This window comes from Streptomyces sp. R818 (genome assembly GCF_056172735.1).
The window spans coordinates 881,871-898,970 of record NZ_JAOCNE010000003.1 but is presented as its reverse complement, the minus strand read 5'-3'; the positions used below and the strand labels follow the sequence as shown (position 1 = coordinate 898,970).

The window sequence follows — 17,100 nt, the reverse complement described above, 5'->3', positions numbered from 1 at the left end:
GGTGACCAGTAGTGACAGCACGGGGGAAGGCAGGGCCGGAGCGATGAACGAGCAGCAGTCCAGGAACGGCGGCGACGGGCGGCCCGCGATCAAGGTCATGGTCGTCGACGACCACCCCATGTGGCGCGACGCCGTCGCCCGCGACCTCGACGCGGCCGGGTTCGACGTCGTCGCCACCGCGGGCGACGGCGAACAGGCGGTGCGCCGCGCGCGGGCGGCGGGCCCCGACGTCCTCGTCCTCGACCTCAACCTGCCGGCCAAGCCCGGCGTCCAGGTCTGCAAGGAGCTGGTCGGCGCCGACCCCTCGCTCCGCGTCCTGGTCCTCTCCGCCAGCGGCGAGCACGCCGACGTCCTGGAGGCGGTCAAGTCCGGCGCCACCGGCTACCTGCTGAAGTCCGCCTCCACCAAGGAGCTGACCGACGCCGTGCGCCGCACCGCCGTCGGCGACCCGGTGTTCACGCCCGGCCTCGCCGGACTCGTCCTCGGCGAGTACCGGCGCCTCGCCTCCGAGCCCGCCCCGGCGCCCGACACCGACGAGCCGAAGGCGCCCGAGCTGACCGACCGCGAGACCGAGGTGCTGCGCCTGGTCGCCAAGGGCCTCAGCTACAAGCAGATCGCCGAGCGCCTGGTCATCTCCCACCGCACCGTGCAGAACCACGTACAGAACACCCTCGGCAAACTCCAGCTCCACAACCGGGTCGAACTCGTCCGCTACGCCATCGAACGGGGTCTGGACGACGAGTGACCCCGCGCGGGACAGTTGCTCCAACTGCTCACCGTGACAAGGGAGTTACGCGATGAGGGTCGGAGTACTGACCGGCGGCGGCGACTGCCCCGGGCTCAACGCCGTCATCCGGGGCATCGTCCGCAAGGGCGTGCAGGAGTACGGCTACGACTTCGTCGGCTTCCGGGACGGCTGGCGCGGCCCCCTGGAGAACGCCACCGTGCGGCTCGACATCCCGGCGGTCCGCGGCATCCTGCCGCGCGGCGGCACCATCCTCGGCTCCTCGCGCACCAACCCCCTCCAGGCGGAGGACGGCATCCGGCGCGTCAAGGAGAACCTCGCCGAACAGGGCGTCGACGCCCTCATCGTGATCGGCGGCGAGGACACGCTCGGCGTCGCCGCCCGGCTCACCGACGAGTACGGCATCCAGGCCGTCGGCGTACCGAAGACCATCGACAACGATCTCTCGGCCACCGACTACACCTTCGGCTTCAACACCGCCGTCGGTATCGCGACCGAGGCGATCGACCGCCTTCACACCACCGCCGAGTCCCACATGCGCGTCCTCGTCGTCGAGGTCATGGGCCGCCATGCGGGCTGGATCGCCCTGCACTCCGGCCTCGCGGGCGGCGCCAACGTCATCCTCATCCCCGAGCAGCGCTTCGACCTCGACCAGGTCTGCGCCTGGGTGACCTCGCGGTTCACGTCGTCGTACGCGCCGATCGTGGTGGTCGCGGAAGGGGCGATGCCGCGGGACGGGGACGTGGTTCTGAAGGATGAGTCCCTCGACTCGTTCGGGCACGTGCGGCTGTCCGGCGTGGGGGAGTGGCTGGCCAAGCAGATCGAGAAGCGGACGGGGAAGGAGGCACGGACCACGGTGCTCGGGCATGTGCAGCGTGGGGGGACTCCGTCGGCGTTCGACCGGTGGCTGGCGACCCGGTTCGGGCTGCACGCGATCGACGCCGTGCGGGACGGGGACTTCGGGAAGATGGTCGCGTTGCAGGGGACGGAGATCGTGCGGGTGCCTATCGCGGAGGCGACGGCGCGGCTGAAGACCGTTGATCCTGCGCTGTACGAAGAGGTGGGCGTCTTCTTCGGCTGAGAGGAGCCGGGTGCGGGGAGTCGGGTGCGGGCTTCCACGTGCCGTCCCAACTGACGCTGCATACACTCGCGCCATGGAGATCCTCGCGTTCGGTGTGCAGTCCGATGAGAAGCCGCTGATCGAGAAGGCGTTCGAAGGTCACCACGACGTCCGCTGCCTGGACGTCTTCCTCAACGAGGACACCGCGCCCATCGCCGCCGGCTACGAGGTCATCTGCACCAGCGTCAACGCGACCCTCAACCGCCACGTGCTCCAGACCCTCGCCGCGGGCGGCACGCAGATGATCGCCCAGCGCTCCACCGGGTTCAACAACATCGACCTGGAGGTCGCCGAGCGGCTCGGCCTCACCGTCGCGCGGGTCTCGTACTACTCGCCGTACTCGGTGGCCGAGTTCGCCTGGACCCTCGCGATGGCCGTCAACCGGCGCATCGTCCGCGCCAGCAACCGCACCCGCGACTTCGACTTCCGCCTCGACGGGCTGCTCGGCCGCGACCTGCGCGGCCGCACCGTCGGCGTCCTCGGCACCGGCAAGATCGGCGCCGCCTTCACCCGCATCGCGCACGGCTTCGGCATGAACCTGCTCGGCTGGGACGTCGCCGAGAACCCCGAGTGCGTCGGGCTCGGCATGAAGTACGTCGACAAGGACCGGCTCTTCGCCGAGGCCGATCTGATCAGCCTGCACGTCCCGCTGCTGCCCTCCACCGAGCACATCGTCGACGCCGCCGCCCTGCGCGCCATGAAGGACGACGCGATCCTCGTCAACTCCAGCCGCGGCGGCCTCGTCGACACCAAGGCCCTCGTCGCCGAACTGCGCGAGGGCCGCTTCACCGGGGTCGGCCTCGACGTGTACGAGGCCGAGGCGGGCCTGTTCTTCCTCGACAAGTCCCTGGAGATCGTCGACGACGACACCCTGGCCCGCCTCGTCACCTTCCCGAACGTGCTGGTCACCTCGCACCAGGCGTACTACACGGCGGACGCCGTCGGGCAGATCGTCGAGACCACCGTGAGCAACGTCCTGGACTACCTCGCGGGGCGCCGCTCCGAGAACGTGCTCGTCCCGGCCGAGGCGCCGTCCGTGGCGAGCTGAGCCATCAGCTCCCGTACGATCCCGGCGCCGCGCAGCGACAGCACCGACTCCGGGTGGAACTGCACCCCGGCGAAGCCCGGACCCCGTACGGCGTGCACCTCGCCCGTGGCCTCGTCCCGGCTGACCTCGACGTCGTGCGCGGCCAGCTCGAGCGCCGCGTCGTCGTCGCAGCGGGCCACGAAGCTGTTGTAGAAGCCGACCGTCTCCGGCCGGCCGAACAGGTCGATGCCGGTCTGCGCGCCCTGGTACGGCACGTCCTTGCGGACGATCTCCAGGCCCAGCTCCGCCACGATCAGCTCGTGCCCGAGGCAGACGCCGAGCACGCCGTGCCGGTGCGACGCGATCACGTCCGCCGCCAGCGACCGCAGGAACCGCATCTTCGGGTCGGTGAGGTCGGAGGGGTTCCCCGGGCCCGGGCCGAGCACGAGCGGGCCCTCGTGCGCGAGGACCGCGTCGCGCAGGCCCTCCTCGTCGTAGCGGCGCACCGTCACCTCAAGACCCGAGGAGCGCAGCACGTGCGCCAGCATCGCCGTGAACGTGTCCTCGCCGTCCACCACAAGCGCGTGCCCGCTCAGCTCCCCGTCCCGCTCCTGCATCCGCAGCCAGAACGGGGCGAGGGCCGCGCGGCGCCCGTCGAGCGCCGCCCGTACGCGCGGGTCGTCGGCGAGCGCGGGCCGCGCGGACTCCTCGCGCGGGCGCCCCGGCCGGACGCCGAGCGCGGCGAGGACCCCGGCCGCCTTCGCGTGCGTCTCCGCCACCTCGCCCGCCGGGTCCGAACCCCGTACGAGCGTCGCGCCCACCGGCACCCGGAGGCGGCCAGCCGCGTCGATGTCCGCCGTCCTGATCAGGATCGGGGAGTCCAGGGTCTGCGCGCCGCCCGCGTCCCTGCCGATCAGGGCCAGCGCCCCCGCGTAGTAGCCCCGGCCGCCGACTTCGTGGCGCTCGATCACGCGGCACGCGTTCTGCACGGGCGACCCGGTGACCGTCGCCGCGAACATCGTCTCCTTCAGCACCTCGCGCACGTCCAGGCTCGACTTCCCCCGCAGCTCGTACTCGGTGTGCGCCAGATGCGCCATTTCCTTCAGGCGCGGGCCGACGACGACACCGCCCATGTCGCCGACCGTGCACATCATCTTCAGCTCCTCGTCCACCACCATCGACAGCTCCTCGATCTCCTTGCCGTCGGCGAGGAAGCCGAGCAGGTCGTCGGGGGTGGGGCCGGACGCCGGGTAGCGGTACGTGCCGCTGATCGGGTTCATCACCACCGTGCCGCCCGACATGCGGACATGGACCTCCGGGCTCGCGCCCACCAGTGTCCTGTCGCGCGTGTGGACGACGAACGTCCAGTACGCGCCCCGCTCGCCGTCGAGCAGGCGGCGGAACAGCGCCAGCGCGTCCGCCCGTGAGAAACCCGGGATCTCGCCCTCGTACGTCCGTCGGATCACGAAGTTCGCGCCCTCTCCCCGGCCGATCTCGTCGTCCAGGACACGCCCGACGATCTCCGCGTACGTGGCGTCGTCGACGTCGAACGCGCCGTCCCGGACGGTCACGTCGTGGCGGGGGAGCGCGGCGAGCGCTTCTTCTAGGGGAATCTCCCGTGTTTCCTCCGGTGTCAGCACCGTCAGCGGGGTGCCGTCGTCCCGCACGTCGAAGCCGCGCTCCCTGATCTGCCGGAACGGGACCAGGGCCAGGCCCTCCGGGATGTCCGCGAGCCGGTCGTACTCCCGGGTCCGGCCGATCAGGACCTCGACCGTGTCGTGGTCATGGCCGGGCGCACGCCTGCGGAGCAGGGCGAACGGGCGTGTGTCGTCGATGATGTCGTGCAGTACGGACATGGGGCTGGCTGTTCCTTCCTGAGAGAGGAACAGCCCGCGTCACCAACGACTGAAGGCCGCCCCTCGGGCGGCCTTCGCGGTTCGGAAACGCGCAGTCAGTGGGCCGCCGGATCTGCGGTCCACCACCAGGTGCGGGTCAGCGCTTGCGCGAACATGGGCGCAACCGTACCCGAACCCCGGCTCATGTGGGGCGGCCGGCTCTCACCTGTCTCAAAAGATGAGCGGGGGCCTGGACGCCCGTCATGACCCCGTAATGTTGTCGAGGTGACCGTGAACGCTAAGACCAGCGCCAGCGCTGGCAACACCTGGCGAAACCTGCCCGCGGCGCAGCAGCCCGAGTACCCCGATGCCGAGGCTCTGCGCGATGTGATCGCGGACCTCGAGTCGTATCCGCCGCTCGTCTTCGCGGGCGAGTGCGACCAGCTGCGCGCCCGACTGGCGGCCGTCGCCAAGGGAGAGGCGTTCCTGCTCCAGGGCGGCGACTGCGCCGAGGCCTTCGACGCCGTCTCCGCCGATCACATCCGCAACAAGCTGAAGACCCTGCTCCAGATGGGCGCCGTGCTCACGTACGCCGCCTCGGTGCCGGTCGTGAAGGTCGGCCGCATCGCCGGCCAGTACTCCAAGCCGCGCTCCAAGCCGACCGAGACCCGCGACGGGCTCACCCTGCCGACCTACCGCGGCGACTCCGTCAACGGGTTCGAGTTCACCGAGGCCGCCCGGGTCCCCGACCCCGACCGCCTGAAGCGGATGTATCACGCCTCCGCCTCCACGCTGAACCTCGTGCGCGCCTTCACCACCGGCGGCTACGCCGACCTGCGCCAGGTCCACGCCTGGAACCAGGACTTCGTGCGGTCGTCCCCGTCCGGGCAGCGCTACGAGCAGCTCGCCCGCGAGATCGACAACGCGCTGAACTTCATGCGCGCCTGCGGCACCGACCCGGCCGAGTTCCAGACCGTCGAGTTCTACGCCTCCCACGAGGCGCTGCTCCTCGACTACGAGTCGGCCCTCACCCGTGTCGACTCCCGTACGGGAAACCTGTACGACGTCTCGGGCCACATGGTCTGGATCGGTGAGCGCACCCGGCAGCTCGACGGTGCCCACATCGAGTTCGCCTCCAAGATCCGCAACCCCATCGGGATCAAGCTCGGTCCGACCACCACGGCCGAGGAGGCGCTCCAGTACATCGAGCGCCTCGACCCCGACCGCGAGCCCGGCCGGCTCACCTTCATCGTCCGCATGGGCGCCGACAAGGTCCGGGACAAGCTGCCCGAGCTGGTCGAGAAGGTCACCGCCTCCGGCGCCACCGTCGCCTGGATCACCGACCCGATGCACGGCAACACGTACGAGGCGGCCTCCGGGCACAAGACGCGTCGCTTCGACGACGTGCTCGACGAGGTCAAGGGCTTCTTCGAGGTCCACAAGGCGCTCGGTACGCACCCGGGCGGCATCCACGTCGAGCTCACCGGTGACGACGTCACCGAGTGCGTCGGCGGTGGCGACGAGATCTTCGTCGATGATTTGCATCAGCGATACGAGACGGCCTGCGACCCGCGGCTGAACCGTAGCCAGTCGCTTGATCTCGCGTTCCTCGTCGCCGAGATGTACCGGGATCAGTAAAGCGCCGAATGCGGAGAACGCCGTAGAACGCCGTGGGGCGCGGATCACAGCGATCCGCGCCCCACGGCGCTTTTGCGCTTCCGGTCGGACGGGTAAGGTTAGGTTTGCCTCACCGATCAGGCGGGGCGGCAATGCCTGTGAACCCCGACCGGGAGGTGAACCCGCGTGTACGTCTGCAACTGTTTCGGAGTTACCGAGGACCAGGTCAAGCAGCACGCCGCGGGCGGTGCCTGCACCCCGCGGCAGATCGCCTCCGCCTGCAAGGCCGGTACCGACTGCGGGTCGTGCGTGCGGCGGATACAGGCGTTGCTCGGGCGCGGGGGGTGTGCGCCGCGGCGGGGTGGGGTTGTCGGCGTTGTCGAGGGTGCCGGTGCGGGTGCCGTTGATGATGAGGCTTTGGCTGCCTAGCCTTCGGCTGTCCTAGCTGTCCGGCTGTTCGATCTGCTGGGCCAAATAGATCGCCTCGCCCATCTTCTCGATCAGCTCCAGCTGCGTGTCCAGGTAGTCGATGTGGTGCTCCTCGTCCTCCAGGATCTCCTCGAAGATCCGGGCCGACGTCACATCGCCCTTCGCCCGCATCACGTCGATGCCCCGGCGCAGGCGGTCGATCGCCTCCACCTCCACCTGGCGGTCCGCCTGGAACATCTCCGTGACCGTCTGGCCGACGCGTACATGGAACAGCCGCTGGTAGTTCGGCAGGGCATCGAGGAAGAGGATTCGTTCCGTCAGCCTGTCCGCGTGCTTCATCTCGTCGATGGACTCGGCACGGGTGTACTTGGCGAGCTTGGTCCAGCCATTGTTGTCCTGGATCCGGTAGTGGAGCCAGTACTGGTTGATGGCCGTCAGCTCGCCCGTGAGCTGCTCATTGAGGAATTCGATGACCTCGGGGTCGCCCTGCATCGCAGAGGCTCCTTCCACGTGGTGGACTGGGCAAGTAGCGCGCATCCTCGCATCGGTCTCGAAAACCGTCCAGTAAGTGCATGCTTAGTACGAGTTGCCCCGAATTAATGATCGGCGAGGGGTGGGTGGCGGGCGCGTGGTCACGGCCACCGCTCAGCTTCTGTCAGGATGGAGGCATGGGTCAGCCGGTGGGTCGCGAGTCTGGAGGAGCAGTGCAGCCGGAGCTTCCTCCGGGGCAGCGTCTGCAGCGCGGCTGGCCGGTCACGCACTACGGGCCGGTGCCCAAGTTCCGGCCCGAGCGGTGGGAGTTCCGGGTCTTCGGGGCCACCGCGGACGGCGACAAGCGCTGCTGGAACCACGAGGAGTTCTCCGCCCTCCCGTACGCCACCGTCGTCGGCGATCTGCACTGCGTCACCAAATTCAGCATGCTCGGTGCCGAATGGGGCGGCGTGCGTGCCTCCACGATCCTCGAGCTCGCGCCGCCCGATCCCGCCGTCACGCACGTCATGGTCTGGGCCGAGTACGGGTTCAGCTCCAACCTGCGGCTCGCCGACTTCGCCTCCGAGCGGACCATCTTCGCCACGCACAAGGGCGGGGAGCTGCTCACCGCCGAGCACGGGTTTCCGCTGCGGCTCGTCGTGCCCCATCTGTATGCCTGGAAAGGGCCGAAATGGGTGCGGGGAGTTGAGTACATGACCGCGGATCGGCGGGGGTTCTGGGAGGAGCGCGGGTACCACAACGTGGGGGATCCCTGGCGGGAGCAGCGGTACTCGTACCAGGAGGTTCCCGGGGAAGGGCCCGAGCTCTGAGCCCGGGCCGTCTTCTCGTGGGTTCTTCTTTTCAAGCGCGGAGTGTCTTCAGGCGTTCTATGTCCGCCGCGTTCGTTTCCTTGCCGCCCGGTGTCTCCACGATCAGCGGGACGTTGTCCGTTGCCGGGTGCGTCATCAGTTCTTTGAACGGGTCCGCTCCGATGTGGCCCGCTCCGATGTTCTCGTGGCGGTCCTTGTGGGCGCCCACGACGTCCTTGGAGTCGTTGGCGTGGATCAGCTTGAGGCGGTCCTCGCCGACCGTGTCGACCAGGAGGTCGAGGGTCTGCTTCATGCCGCCCGGGCCCGCCAGGTCGTGGCCCGCCGCGTAGATGTGGCACGTGTCCAGGCAGACGCCCAGCTTCGGGTGGTGGTCCAGGGCGTCGAAGTACGGGCCGAAGTCCCAGGTGCGGGCGCAGAGCGAGGCGCCCTGGCCCGCGGTCGACTCCAGGAGGAGGAACGGGTCGTCGTCGTGGGTCAGCTCGTCCAGGAGGGGGAGCATGTGTGTGCGGACCTGGGCCAGCGCCACTGATCTGTCGCGGCCGCCTGTTGCCGAGCCCGTGTGCACCACTACGCCCAGGGCGCCGATGTCCCGGGCGCGGCGCAGGGAGTGCCGCATCGACAGCACGCTCTTCTCGACCGTCGCCTCGGTGTGCGAGCCGAAGTTGATCAGGTACGGGGCGTGGACGTAGGCCGGGATGTCGGCGGCGGCGCAGCGGGCGCGGAACGCTTCGTCCTGCTGGGGGTTGCCGGGGGGAGTGGCCCAGCCGCGCGGGTTGGCGACGAAGACCTGGACGGTCTCGGCCTTGACGTCCTCGGCGTACTGGAGGCCTACGGTGGCCAGGCCGCCGGCTACCGGGACGTGGCCGCCGATGGGGTTGCGGGGTCTGCGGGTGTTCACCCTGTCCAGGGTGTCATGGGCTCCGAGGTGCGCTGTGGTGCGGGCCGGGTCGGGGTATGTCCGTCCTCGCCATCTTGATGGCGTCGCCGGTTGCTTCGGGGGCCGTCACCGCGTGTGCTGTGCTGCGGGCGGACATACCCCGACCCGGCCCTTCCGTCTCGTACGAGCCAGACCCGCAGGCCGGTGGTGGCTGGCCGGTCCGGCTAGCTCGTTCGTGGTCGCGGGCCGGGGCTAGCGGATTGTGATCTTGATTGTCGAGCCCTTCGGGGCCCTGTCGCCCGGGTCCACCGACTGGTTCTTCACCGTGTCGCCGAACAGGCCCAGGAGGCCGCGGTCCTCGTCCACCTCGAAGCCCGCGCTCTCCAGCGTGTCGTGGGCGTCGTCCACGCTCATGCCCTCCACGTCCGGGACCTCGATCATGGGCGGGCCCTTCGAGATCGTCAGGGTCACCGTGTCGCCCTCGCTGAGGCGGCCGTCCTGCGGGGACTGGCGGGCCACGTCGCCCTTGTCCTCGTCGGACGTGACGCGGGTGGCGGCGATCTTCGCCTTCAGGCCCGCCTCCTCCAGCTCCGCCACGGCGTCGTCCTCGGACTCGCCCGTGACGTCCGGGACGTCGACGGGGGCGCCCTTGGAGACGATCAGGGCCACCGCGGAGCCGGAGGCGCGGACCGTGCCGGACTCGGGGTTTGTGCTGATCACCGAGCCCTTGGCGATGTCCTCGCTGAACTCCTTGGTGACCATGCCCGGTTCCAGGCCGCGCTGCTTGAGGTCGCTCTTCGCCGTGGCGAGGCGGGTGCCCTCCAGGTCCGGGACCTTCACTGTCTTCGGGCCCTTGGAGACGGTCAGGTTCACCGCGCCGTCGTCGCGGATGCGGGCCTTCGCCTCCGGGTCCGTGCCCATGACCGTGCCGCGCTTGTACGCGTCGCTGTACTCGTAGGTGACCTTGCCGCCCGCGTGGAGACCCGCCTTGTCCAGGCGCTTCTTCGCCTCGGCCTCCGTCTTGGCCAGCAGCGGGGGGACCTCCGTGAACTGGCCCGAGTTGATGTACCAGACGCCCGCGCCGATGCCCAGGACCAGGAGCAGCGCGGCGATGATCGCGAACTGTGCTTTGCGTGGTCTGTTTGATTTGGGTCGGGGTGGGGGTGGTGACTGCAGGCGGCTGGTGGGGTTTGTCGGGGGTGGCTGTACTGCTCGGGGGAGCACGCTTGTGCGGTTCTCCGCGCCCGCGTGCTGTGCCTCGTGTGCTTGCGGGGGTGCCGTGTCCAGCTCTGTCTCGGTCAGGGCCGCCCGGGCGGTCCTCGCGTGCGCCAGGAGGTCCACGGCGTCCTGCGGCCTGGCCTGCGGGTTGCGCGCCGTGGCCGTCGCCACCAGCGTGTCCAGGGCCGTGGGCAGGCCGGGCACGGCTGTGGACGGGGCCGGGACGTCCTCGTGCAGGTGCTTGTAGAGGACCTGGGCCGGGGTGTCGCCGCTGTGCGGCTTGGTGCCCGTCAGCATCTCGTAGAGGACCACGCCGCATGCGTAGACGTCCACGCCCGGAGTGGCGACGTTGTTCTCGATCTGCTCCGGGGCCAGGTAGGAGACCGTGCCCAGGAGCGTGCCCGTGGTGTTCGTGACCGTGTCCACCGCGCGGACCAGGCCGAAGTCCGCCACCTTCACCCGGCCGTCGTCCCCTATGAGGATGTTCTCCGGCTTCATGTCCCGGTGCACGAAACCCGCCAGGTGCGCCGCTCCGAGCGCGGCCAGGACCGGCTCCAGGATGTCCAGCGCCGCGCGGGGGCGCAGGGCGCCGCGGTCGCGCAGTACGTCACGGAGCGTGCAGCCCGCGATGTACTCCATCGCCAGGTAGACGTACGCGCCCTCGGCGCCCTGGTCGAAGACGCCCACGACGTTCGGGTGCGCCAGGCGGGCCACCGACTTGGCCTCGCGGATGAAGCGCTCCACGAAGGTCGCGTCCGTGGCGAGGGAGGGGTGCATCACCTTGAGCGCGAGCACACGGTCCAGACGGGTGTCCACGGCCCGGTAGACCGTGGCCATCCCGCCGACCGCGATCCGTGCGTCGATGCGGTACCGGCCGTCGAGCACATGCCCGAGCAACGGGTCCTGAAGGGTCGTGTCCACGCAGGCGAGTGTACGAGGGGTGACTGACAGGGCCCGGTCCCGCTGCGGGACCGGGCCCGTACTGCAGCAGAGCTGTGACCGTCTCAGAAAGCCGGGCGCTCCGGGTCGAGGCGGGCCCGGCCCTCGGTGGGCGAGGAGGCCTCGGCGAAGTGGCGCTTCGGGATGCGGCCCGCCCGGTGTGCGAGCCGGCCCGCCTCCACCGCGTGCCGCATGCCCTCGGCCATGAGCACCGGCTCCTGGGCCCGGGTCACCGCCGAGGCGAGCATCACACCGGCGCAGCCGAGCTCCATGGCCAGCGCCACGTCGGAGGCCGTGCCCGCGCCCGCGTCCAGGATCACCGGCACGCGCGCGTGCTCGACGATCAGCTCGAAGTTGTGCGGGTTGCGGATGCCGAGGCCCGAGCCGATGGGGGAGCCGAGCGGCATGACCGCCGCGCAGCCCACGTCCTCCAGCTTGCGCGCCAGGACCGGGTCGTCGTTCGTGTACGGGAGGACCGTGAAACCGTCGTCCACCAGGGTTTCCGCCGCCTCCAGGGTTTCGATCGGGTCCGGGAGCAGGGTTCGTTCGTCCGCTATCACTTCGAGTTTCAGCAGGTTGGTGCCCAGTGCCTCGCGTGCCAGGCGGGCTGTGAGAACCGCTTCTCCCGCCGTGTAGCAGCCCGCCGTGTTCGGCAGTACCTGGATGTTCAGTTTCTGGAGGACGGAGAGGACCGAGCCGTGGGACTTCGCCTCTACTCGGCGCATCGCCACTGTGGTGAGTTCTGTGCCTGACGCCGTCAGCGCGCGTTCCAGGATGTCCAGGCTCGGGGCGCCTCCCGTGCCCATGATCAGGCGGGAGGAGTAGGTCGTGTCTCCGATGACGAAGGCGTCGTCCGCCATGTCAGCCTCCTTGCACTGCGGTGAGGACCTCTACGCGGTCGCCCTCGTTCAGTTCTGTCGCCTGCCACTGGGTGCGCGGTACGACCGTCTCGTTCAGGGCCGCGGCCACACCGGAGTGTGCGGTGGTGAGCGTCGTCACGAGCGTGGACAGGGTCGTTCCGGCTGCCACCGCTTGTGGCTCGCCGTTGAGGGTGACGTTCATGCGGGTTGCTCCGAGGTGGCGGTGGTCTTGAAGCGCTGCGGTGCGAAGGGGCGTGCCTCCGGCGGTAGTTCACCCGTGGCGAGGGTGTGGGCCATCACGTCGCCCGTGATCGGGGTCAGCAGGACGCCGTTGCGGTAGTGGCCCGTTGCCAGGAGCAGGCCGGGCAGGGTGGTGGGCCCGAGGAGCGGGGCGTTGTCCGGGGAGCCCGGGCGCAGGCCCGCGCAGACCTCCGTCAGCGGGAGTTCCGTGATGCCGGGGACCAGTTCGTGGGCGTCGCGGAGGAGTTCGTAGACGCCGCCCGCCGTGACCGTCGTGTCCCAGCCGAGCTCCTCGCTGGTGGCGCCGACGACCAGTTCGCCGTTGACCCTCGGCACCAGATACAGGTGGTTGCCGCGGACCACCGCGCGGATCGTGCGGCTGAGGAACGGCGCGTACCGCGGCGGCACCGTCAGACGCAGGACCTGGCCCTTCACCGGGCGGACCGGCGGGCGTACCTCGTCGGGGACGCCGGGCAGCGACGCGCTGTGGCTGCCCGTCGCCAGGACCGTCCGGCCGGCCGCCAGGGTGGTGCCGTCCGTCAGGGTCGCGCCCTGCGCTCTGTCGTGGATCACTGAGAGGCGTTCGGCCTTCTGGCGGTAAAAGGTCACGCCCGCGCGCTCGCAGGCCGTCACAAGGGCGCTCGCGAGTCTTCTCGGGTCGATCTGGTGGTCGCCGTCGACCCGCAGGCCCCCGCGCACGCCCGGCGCGAGCATCGGCTCCAGACGGCGGCACTCGCGGCCCGACAGCCACTCGGACTCCAGGCCCGACTTGAGCTGAAAGGCGTGCAGTTCGCGCAGGTGCGCCCGGTCGTCCGCGTCCAGGGCGACCGCGAGGGTGCCGCACGCGCGGTAGCCGAGGTCCTGGCCGCTCGCCTCGGACAGCTCCGCCGCGAACCGCGGATAGCGGCGCGCCGACTCGACGTTCAGGGCGAGCAGCGTCTGCTCGCCGTAGTGCAGTTCGGTGACCGCGGCCAGCATTCCGGCCGCCACCTGGGCGGCCCCGCCACCCGGTTCGGGGTCCGCTACCGCGACCGACAGGCCGCGCTGCGCAGCCCGCCACGCGGTGACGAGACCGATGATGCCGCCCCCGACGACCAGTACGTCGGTGGCTTCGTTCGGGATACGTGACATGGGCGTCCAGCCCCTCCCTTCGCCGGCATGACCCGGATCAGGTTCGTACGGTCGGAGGCCGCTCCAGCCTCCCTCTCAGCCCGCTGCGTACGGGCTCCCGCGAGTGCTTTACGGCGGCCACCCTAACCGGTGGGCGCGGCCCGCAGTAAGTACGGCCGCCGGTGCGGACAGCGGCTTGATCGCTAAACCGGTGACACGTGTGCAGGACGTCACGGCGCGGGAGTGGCCCGCGCCGCTGACTGACGCAAGATCAGGTGCCTAAGGTGATCCGGTGAGCGAGCAACCGAGTGGCAACGGGACATCTCAGGGGCGGCGCAAGGTCGTCATCGTCGGCGCGGGGATGGCCGGTGTGCAGACCGCCGTGGCCCTGCGCGAACAGGGCTTCGCGGGCACCGTCACGCTGATCGGCGCCGAGCCCCATCCGCCCTACGACCGGCCGCCGCTCTCCAAGGCCGTCCTGCTCGGCAAGGCCGACGGGTCCGCCTTCGACGTGGACTTCGCCGCTCTCGGTGTCGATGTGCGGCTGGGGCGCGAGGTCACCGGTGTGCGGCCCGGTGATCATGAGCTCGACACCGCCGAGGGGGCCGTGCCCTACGACGTCCTCGTCCTCGCCACCGGTGCCGAACCCGTCCGGCTGCCCGGCGCCGACGCCGTACCCGGTGTGCATCTGCTGCGCACCCTCGACGACGCCGAGCGGCTGCGGCCCGTCCTCGCCGAGCAGCGCGACGTGGTGGTCGTGGGCGCCGGGTGGATCGGCGCCGAGTTCGCCACCGCCGCCCGCGAGGCCGGCTGCCGCGTCACCGTCGTGGAGGCCGCCGAGCGGCCGCTGGCCGGGGCGCTGCCCGCCGAGATCGCCGCCCCGATGACCGCCTGGTACGCCGACGCCGGGGCGCGATTGCGCACCCACGCGCGCGTGGAACGCGTCGAGCCGGGGTTCGTGTCCCTGGACGACGGGACGCGGCTGCCCGCGGGCGCCGTCGTCGTCGGCATCGGCGCCCGCCCCGCCACCGGATGGCTGACCGGTTCCGGCATCGAGCTCGGTGAGCACCGGGAAGTCGTCGCCGACGCCGGTCTGCGCACCTCCGTGCCCGATGTGTACGCCGTCGGGGACTGCTCGTCCTTCCCCTCGGCGCGCTACGGCGAGCGGCTGCTCGTCCACCACTGGGACAACGCCCTGCAAGGGCCCCGGACCGTCGCGGCGAACATCATCGGTGAGACACCGGCCGTGTACGACCCCGTGCCCTACTTCTGGTCCGAGCAGTTCGGGCGGTTCGTGCAGTACGCGGGGCACCACCGCGCCGCCGACCGGACCGTGTGGCGCGGGGACCCGGCCGGTGCGGCCTGGTCGGTGTGCTGGCTGCGCGACGGGGCCCTGGTGGCCGTCCTGGCCGTCGGCAAGCCCCGCGACCTCGCCCAGGGGCGCAAGCTCATCGAGGCGGGCACCGTGCTCGACCCGGAGCTGCTCGCCGACCCCGCGAGGCCGCTGAAGTCCGCCGCGGCCTGACCCCGTACACCGCGAGGCCGCTGAAGTCCGCCGCGGCCTGACCGCCGTACACCGCGGGGAAACACCTGGTCAGACCGGTCCGGCTTTCCGTCTGTCAGTCCGGGGTGGCACGCTTGTCCTGTGACCGAGATTGACGCAAAGACCGATGCTCTCGTCCCCGACTGGCTCACCCTTCCCGACATCGCCGAGCGGCTCGGCGTCGAGGTGACGCGCGTGCGCCAGCTGGTGAAGGAGGGCCAGGTGATCGCTGTGCGCCGCGGTGAGAACCGGGCGCTGCACGTGCCCGCCGCCTTCATCGACGGCGACAAGATCGTCAAGGGCCTCACCGGCACCTTGACGCTCCTGCGGGACGACGGCTTCAACGACGAAGAGATGCTGGAGTGGCTCTTCACCCCCGACCCGACCCTGCCGGGCACGCCCGCGCAGGCCCTGAGCGAGAATCGCGGCACGGAGGTGAAGCGCCGCGCCCAGGCGCTCGCCGTCTGACCTGACAACCGTCCGGTGTGCGCGCCACGCGCGCGTGGCGCGCACACCCTCGACAACAACGGGGGATGTCCCATGGCCGACCCGCAGCGCGCCCTGCTCGCCGACGCACGGCTCTACCTGTGCACCGACGCCCGCAAGCGCCAAGGCGACCTGCCGGAGTTCCTCGACGCCGTGCTCGCGGGCGGCGTGGACATCGTGCAGCTGCGGGACAAGGGCATGGAGGCCGGTGAGGAGCTGGAGCACCTCGCCGTGTTCGCCGACGCGGCCCGCCGCCACGGCAAGCTCTTCGCGGTCAACGACCGGGCCGACGTCGCGCACGCCAGTGGCTCCGACGTCCTGCACCTCGGCCAGGGCGACCTGCCCGTCCCCGCCGCCCGCGCCCTCCTCGGCGACGACGTCCTGATCGGCCGCTCCACGCACGCCGACGCGGAGGCCGACGCGGCCGCCGTCCAGGACGGCGTGGACTACTTCTGCACAGGACCGTGCTGGCCGACGCCGACGAAGCCCGGCCGCCACGCGCCCGGCCTCGACCTGGTGCGCCACACCGCCGCCCTCTCCACCGACCGCCCCTGGTTCGCCATCGGCGGCATCGACCTGGGGAACCTGGATGAGGTCCTGGAGGCCGGCGCCCGTCGCGTCGTCGTCGTCCGCGCCGTCACCGAGGCCGACGATCCCGGTGCCGCAGCGGCCGAGTTCGCCAAGCGGCTGCGTTCGATATGACCCGAAGTGCCCGTCCGGGAGCGGCGCCGTGGCCCGCTGTCCGGAAGGTGGACGGGGATTAGGGGCAACCCCATTCCGTCAGTAACCTGCCCGTATGGCCTTTGGCACCGCTTCCACCAGGACTGATCGAGCCCGCACCGTGCGCGACATGCTCGCGGCCGGGAAGACGACGTACTCGTTCGAATTCTCCGCGCCGAAAACCGAGAAGGGCGAGCGCAACCTGTGGAACGCCCTGCGCAGGGTCGAGGCCGTCTCCCCGGACTTCGTCTCCGTGACGTACGGCGCCGGTGGCTCCACGCGCGCGGGCACGGTGAAGGAGACCGAGCAGATCGTCGCCGACACGACGCTGACGCCGGTCGCCCACATCACCGCCGTCGAGCACTCGGTCGCCGAGCTGCGCAACATCATCGGCCAGTACGCGGACGCCGGGATCCGGAACATGCTCGCGGTCCGCGGTGACCCGCCCGGGGATCCCATGGGCGACTGGATCTCGCACCCGCAGGGGTTGACGTACGCGGCCGAACTGGTCGAGCTGATCAAGGAGTCGGGGGACTTCTGCGTCGGCGTCGCCGCGTTCCCGGCCATGCACCCGCGCTCCGCGGAGTGGGACACCGACGTGCGGCACTTCGTCGACAAGTGCCGCGCGGGCGCCGACTACGCGATCACGCAGATGTTCTTCTACCCGGAGGAGTACCTGCGGCTGCGCGACCGGGTCGCGGCGGCGGGCTGCGAGACCCCCATCATCCCCGAATGCATGCCGGTCACGAGCGTGCGCATGCTCGAGCGGCTGCCCAAGCTGAGCAACGCCGACTTCCCGCCGGCGCTGAAAGAGCGCATCCTCACAGCCAAAGACGATCCGGCCGCTGTACGCTCCATTGGCATCGAGTTCGCGACGGAGTTCTGCGCGAAGCTGCTTGACGAGGGTGTCCCGGGTCTGCACTTCATTACGCTCAACAACTCCACGGCGACGCTGGAGATCTACGAAAATCTGGGCCTGCACGCACAGCGGGCCTGATGGGCCGTACCCGCGCGGGGTCACGGCCGTACGAGA

At 70.5% G+C, this 17,100-nt stretch carries 17 protein-coding genes and 1 riboswitch; of the genes, 10 read left to right on the top strand and 7 right to left on the bottom strand.

The genetic code is table 11. The features are described from left to right. Positions 1-43 precede the first annotated feature (43 nt). The 3 genes from N5I75_RS09205 (at position 44) to N5I75_RS09195 (ending at position 2,913) form a co-directional block, all read left to right on the top strand. A complete protein-coding gene (locus N5I75_RS09205; protein WP_476676131.1) occupies positions 44-745 on the top strand; it encodes a response regulator in 702 nt (233 codons plus the stop codon). A gap of 52 nt (positions 746-797) precedes the next feature. Next, a complete protein-coding gene (locus tag N5I75_RS09200; RefSeq protein ID WP_476676129.1) occupies positions 798-1,826 on the top strand; it encodes a 6-phosphofructokinase in 1,029 nt (342 codons plus the stop codon). A gap of 73 nt (positions 1,827-1,899) precedes the next feature. Next, positions 1,900-2,913 carry a 2-hydroxyacid dehydrogenase gene (locus N5I75_RS09195; protein WP_476676127.1) on the top strand — a complete coding sequence of 338 codons (1,014 nt, stop codon included), beginning with the start codon at positions 1,900-1,902 and terminating at the stop codon, positions 2,911-2,913. Here the strand turns inward: N5I75_RS09195 and N5I75_RS09190 are convergent. Beyond that, positions 2,847-4,748 carry an anthranilate synthase family protein gene (locus tag N5I75_RS09190; protein WP_476676125.1) on the bottom strand — a complete coding sequence of 634 codons (1,902 nt, stop codon included), beginning with the start codon at positions 4,746-4,748 and terminating at the stop codon, positions 2,847-2,849. The genes N5I75_RS09195 and N5I75_RS09190 overlap by 67 nt on opposite strands. A 264-nt stretch (positions 4,749-5,012) precedes the next feature. Between N5I75_RS09190 and N5I75_RS09185 the strand changes: the two genes are divergently transcribed. Continuing rightward, complete coding sequence (locus N5I75_RS09185; RefSeq protein ID WP_476676123.1) at positions 5,013-6,365, top strand: class II 3-deoxy-7-phosphoheptulonate synthase; 1,353 nt, start codon at positions 5,013-5,015, stop codon at positions 6,363-6,365. Between the two features lie 165 nt (positions 6,366-6,530). After that, positions 6,531-6,773 (top strand): (2Fe-2S)-binding protein, encoded by a 243-nt coding sequence (locus N5I75_RS09180; RefSeq protein ID WP_476676121.1) that lies wholly within the window; start codon positions 6,531-6,533, stop codon positions 6,771-6,773. 12 nt (positions 6,774-6,785) lie between these two features. Here the strand turns inward: N5I75_RS09180 and bfr are convergent, their stop codons facing one another. After that, positions 6,786-7,265, bottom strand: coding sequence for a bacterioferritin (gene bfr, locus N5I75_RS09175; protein WP_476676120.1), 480 nt, complete (start codon positions 7,263-7,265; stop codon positions 6,786-6,788). A gap of 176 nt (positions 7,266-7,441) precedes the next feature. Between bfr and N5I75_RS09170 the strand changes: the two genes are divergently transcribed. Then, positions 7,442-8,074, top strand: a complete 633-nt coding sequence (locus N5I75_RS09170) for a sulfite oxidase-like oxidoreductase (protein ID WP_476676118.1) — start codon at positions 7,442-7,444, stop codon at positions 8,072-8,074. A gap of 31 nt (positions 8,075-8,105) precedes the next feature. On the opposite strand, the gene N5I75_RS09165 is transcribed toward N5I75_RS09170, so the two are convergent. The 5 genes from N5I75_RS09165 to thiO form a co-directional block, all read right to left on the bottom strand. Continuing rightward, complete coding sequence (locus N5I75_RS09165; RefSeq protein WP_476676116.1) at positions 8,106-8,972, bottom strand: deoxyribonuclease IV; 867 nt, start codon at positions 8,970-8,972, stop codon at positions 8,106-8,108. Between the two features lie 231 nt (positions 8,973-9,203). Next, on the bottom strand, positions 9,204-11,090 hold the full coding sequence (gene pknB, locus N5I75_RS09160; protein WP_476676114.1) for a Stk1 family PASTA domain-containing Ser/Thr kinase: 1,887 nt from the start codon (positions 11,088-11,090) through the stop codon (positions 9,204-9,206). Between the two features lie 83 nt (positions 11,091-11,173). Further along, the gene (locus N5I75_RS09155; protein WP_476676113.1) at positions 11,174-11,968 is read right to left on the bottom strand and encodes a thiazole synthase; all 795 of its coding nucleotides are present in this window, start codon (positions 11,966-11,968) and stop codon (positions 11,174-11,176) included. A gap of 1 nt (position 11,969) precedes the next feature. Then, complete coding sequence (gene thiS, locus N5I75_RS09150) at positions 11,970-12,170, bottom strand: sulfur carrier protein ThiS (RefSeq protein WP_476676111.1); 201 nt, start codon at positions 12,168-12,170, stop codon at positions 11,970-11,972. Beyond that, a complete protein-coding gene (gene thiO, locus N5I75_RS09145) occupies positions 12,167-13,339 on the bottom strand; it encodes a glycine oxidase ThiO (protein ID WP_476676110.1) in 1,173 nt (390 codons plus the stop codon). The genes thiS and thiO overlap by 4 nt, the downstream gene beginning before the upstream one ends. Continuing rightward, positions 13,337-13,450: riboswitch (TPP riboswitch) on the bottom strand. It overlaps the preceding gene by 3 nt. A 160-nt stretch (positions 13,451-13,610) precedes the next feature. Here thiO and N5I75_RS09140 point away from each other — a divergent pair. The 4 genes from N5I75_RS09140 to metF all read left to right on the top strand — a co-directional run bounded on the left by N5I75_RS09140 (position 13,611) and on the right by metF (position 17,064). Beyond that, positions 13,611-14,843, top strand: coding sequence for an NAD(P)/FAD-dependent oxidoreductase (locus N5I75_RS09140; protein WP_476676108.1), 1,233 nt, complete (start codon positions 13,611-13,613; stop codon positions 14,841-14,843). A 120-nt stretch (positions 14,844-14,963) separates the two neighbouring features. Further along, positions 14,964-15,329 (top strand): Rv2175c family DNA-binding protein, encoded by a 366-nt coding sequence (locus N5I75_RS09135; protein WP_476676106.1) that lies wholly within the window; start codon positions 14,964-14,966, stop codon positions 15,327-15,329. A 72-nt stretch (positions 15,330-15,401) separates the two neighbouring features. Next, positions 15,402-16,049 (top strand): thiamine phosphate synthase, encoded by a 648-nt coding sequence (gene thiE, locus N5I75_RS09130; RefSeq protein ID WP_476676104.1) that lies wholly within the window; start codon positions 15,402-15,404, stop codon positions 16,047-16,049. 94 nt (positions 16,050-16,143) lie between these two features. Then, entirely contained in the window at positions 16,144-17,064 is a 921-nt protein-coding gene (metF, locus tag N5I75_RS09125; RefSeq protein ID WP_476676102.1) for a methylenetetrahydrofolate reductase [NAD(P)H], read from the top strand. Positions 17,065-17,100 lie beyond the last annotated feature (36 nt).

What these genes read in the sequence shown, in the direction of transcription:
- N5I75_RS09205 (WP_476676131.1), top strand. Translation starts at nt 44, where the DNA reads ATGAACGAGCAGCAGTCCAGGAACGGCGGCGACGGGCGGCCCGCGATC.
- N5I75_RS09200 (WP_476676129.1), top strand. Translation starts at nt 798, where the DNA reads ATGAGGGTCGGAGTACTGACCGGCGGCGGCGACTGCCCCGGGCTCAAC.
- N5I75_RS09195 (WP_476676127.1), top strand. Translation starts at nt 1,900, where the DNA reads ATGGAGATCCTCGCGTTCGGTGTGCAGTCCGATGAGAAGCCGCTGATC.
- N5I75_RS09190 (WP_476676125.1), bottom strand. Translation starts at nt 4,748, where the DNA reads ATGTCCGTACTGCACGACATCATCGACGACACACGCCCGTTCGCCCTG.
- bfr (WP_476676120.1), bottom strand. Translation starts at nt 7,265, where the DNA reads ATGCAGGGCGACCCCGAGGTCATCGAATTCCTCAATGAGCAGCTCACG.
- N5I75_RS09170 (WP_476676118.1), top strand. Translation starts at nt 7,442, where the DNA reads ATGGGTCAGCCGGTGGGTCGCGAGTCTGGAGGAGCAGTGCAGCCGGAG.
- N5I75_RS09155 (WP_476676113.1), bottom strand. Translation starts at nt 11,968, where the DNA reads ATGGCGGACGACGCCTTCGTCATCGGAGACACGACCTACTCCTCCCGC.
- thiS (WP_476676111.1), bottom strand. Translation starts at nt 12,170, where the DNA reads ATGAACGTCACCCTCAACGGCGAGCCACAAGCGGTGGCAGCCGGAACG.
- thiO (WP_476676110.1), bottom strand. Translation starts at nt 13,339, where the DNA reads ATGTCACGTATCCCGAACGAAGCCACCGACGTACTGGTCGTCGGGGGC.
- thiE (WP_476676104.1), top strand. Translation starts at nt 15,402, where the DNA reads ATGGCCGACCCGCAGCGCGCCCTGCTCGCCGACGCACGGCTCTACCTG.
- metF (WP_476676102.1), top strand. Translation starts at nt 16,144, where the DNA reads ATGGCCTTTGGCACCGCTTCCACCAGGACTGATCGAGCCCGCACCGTG.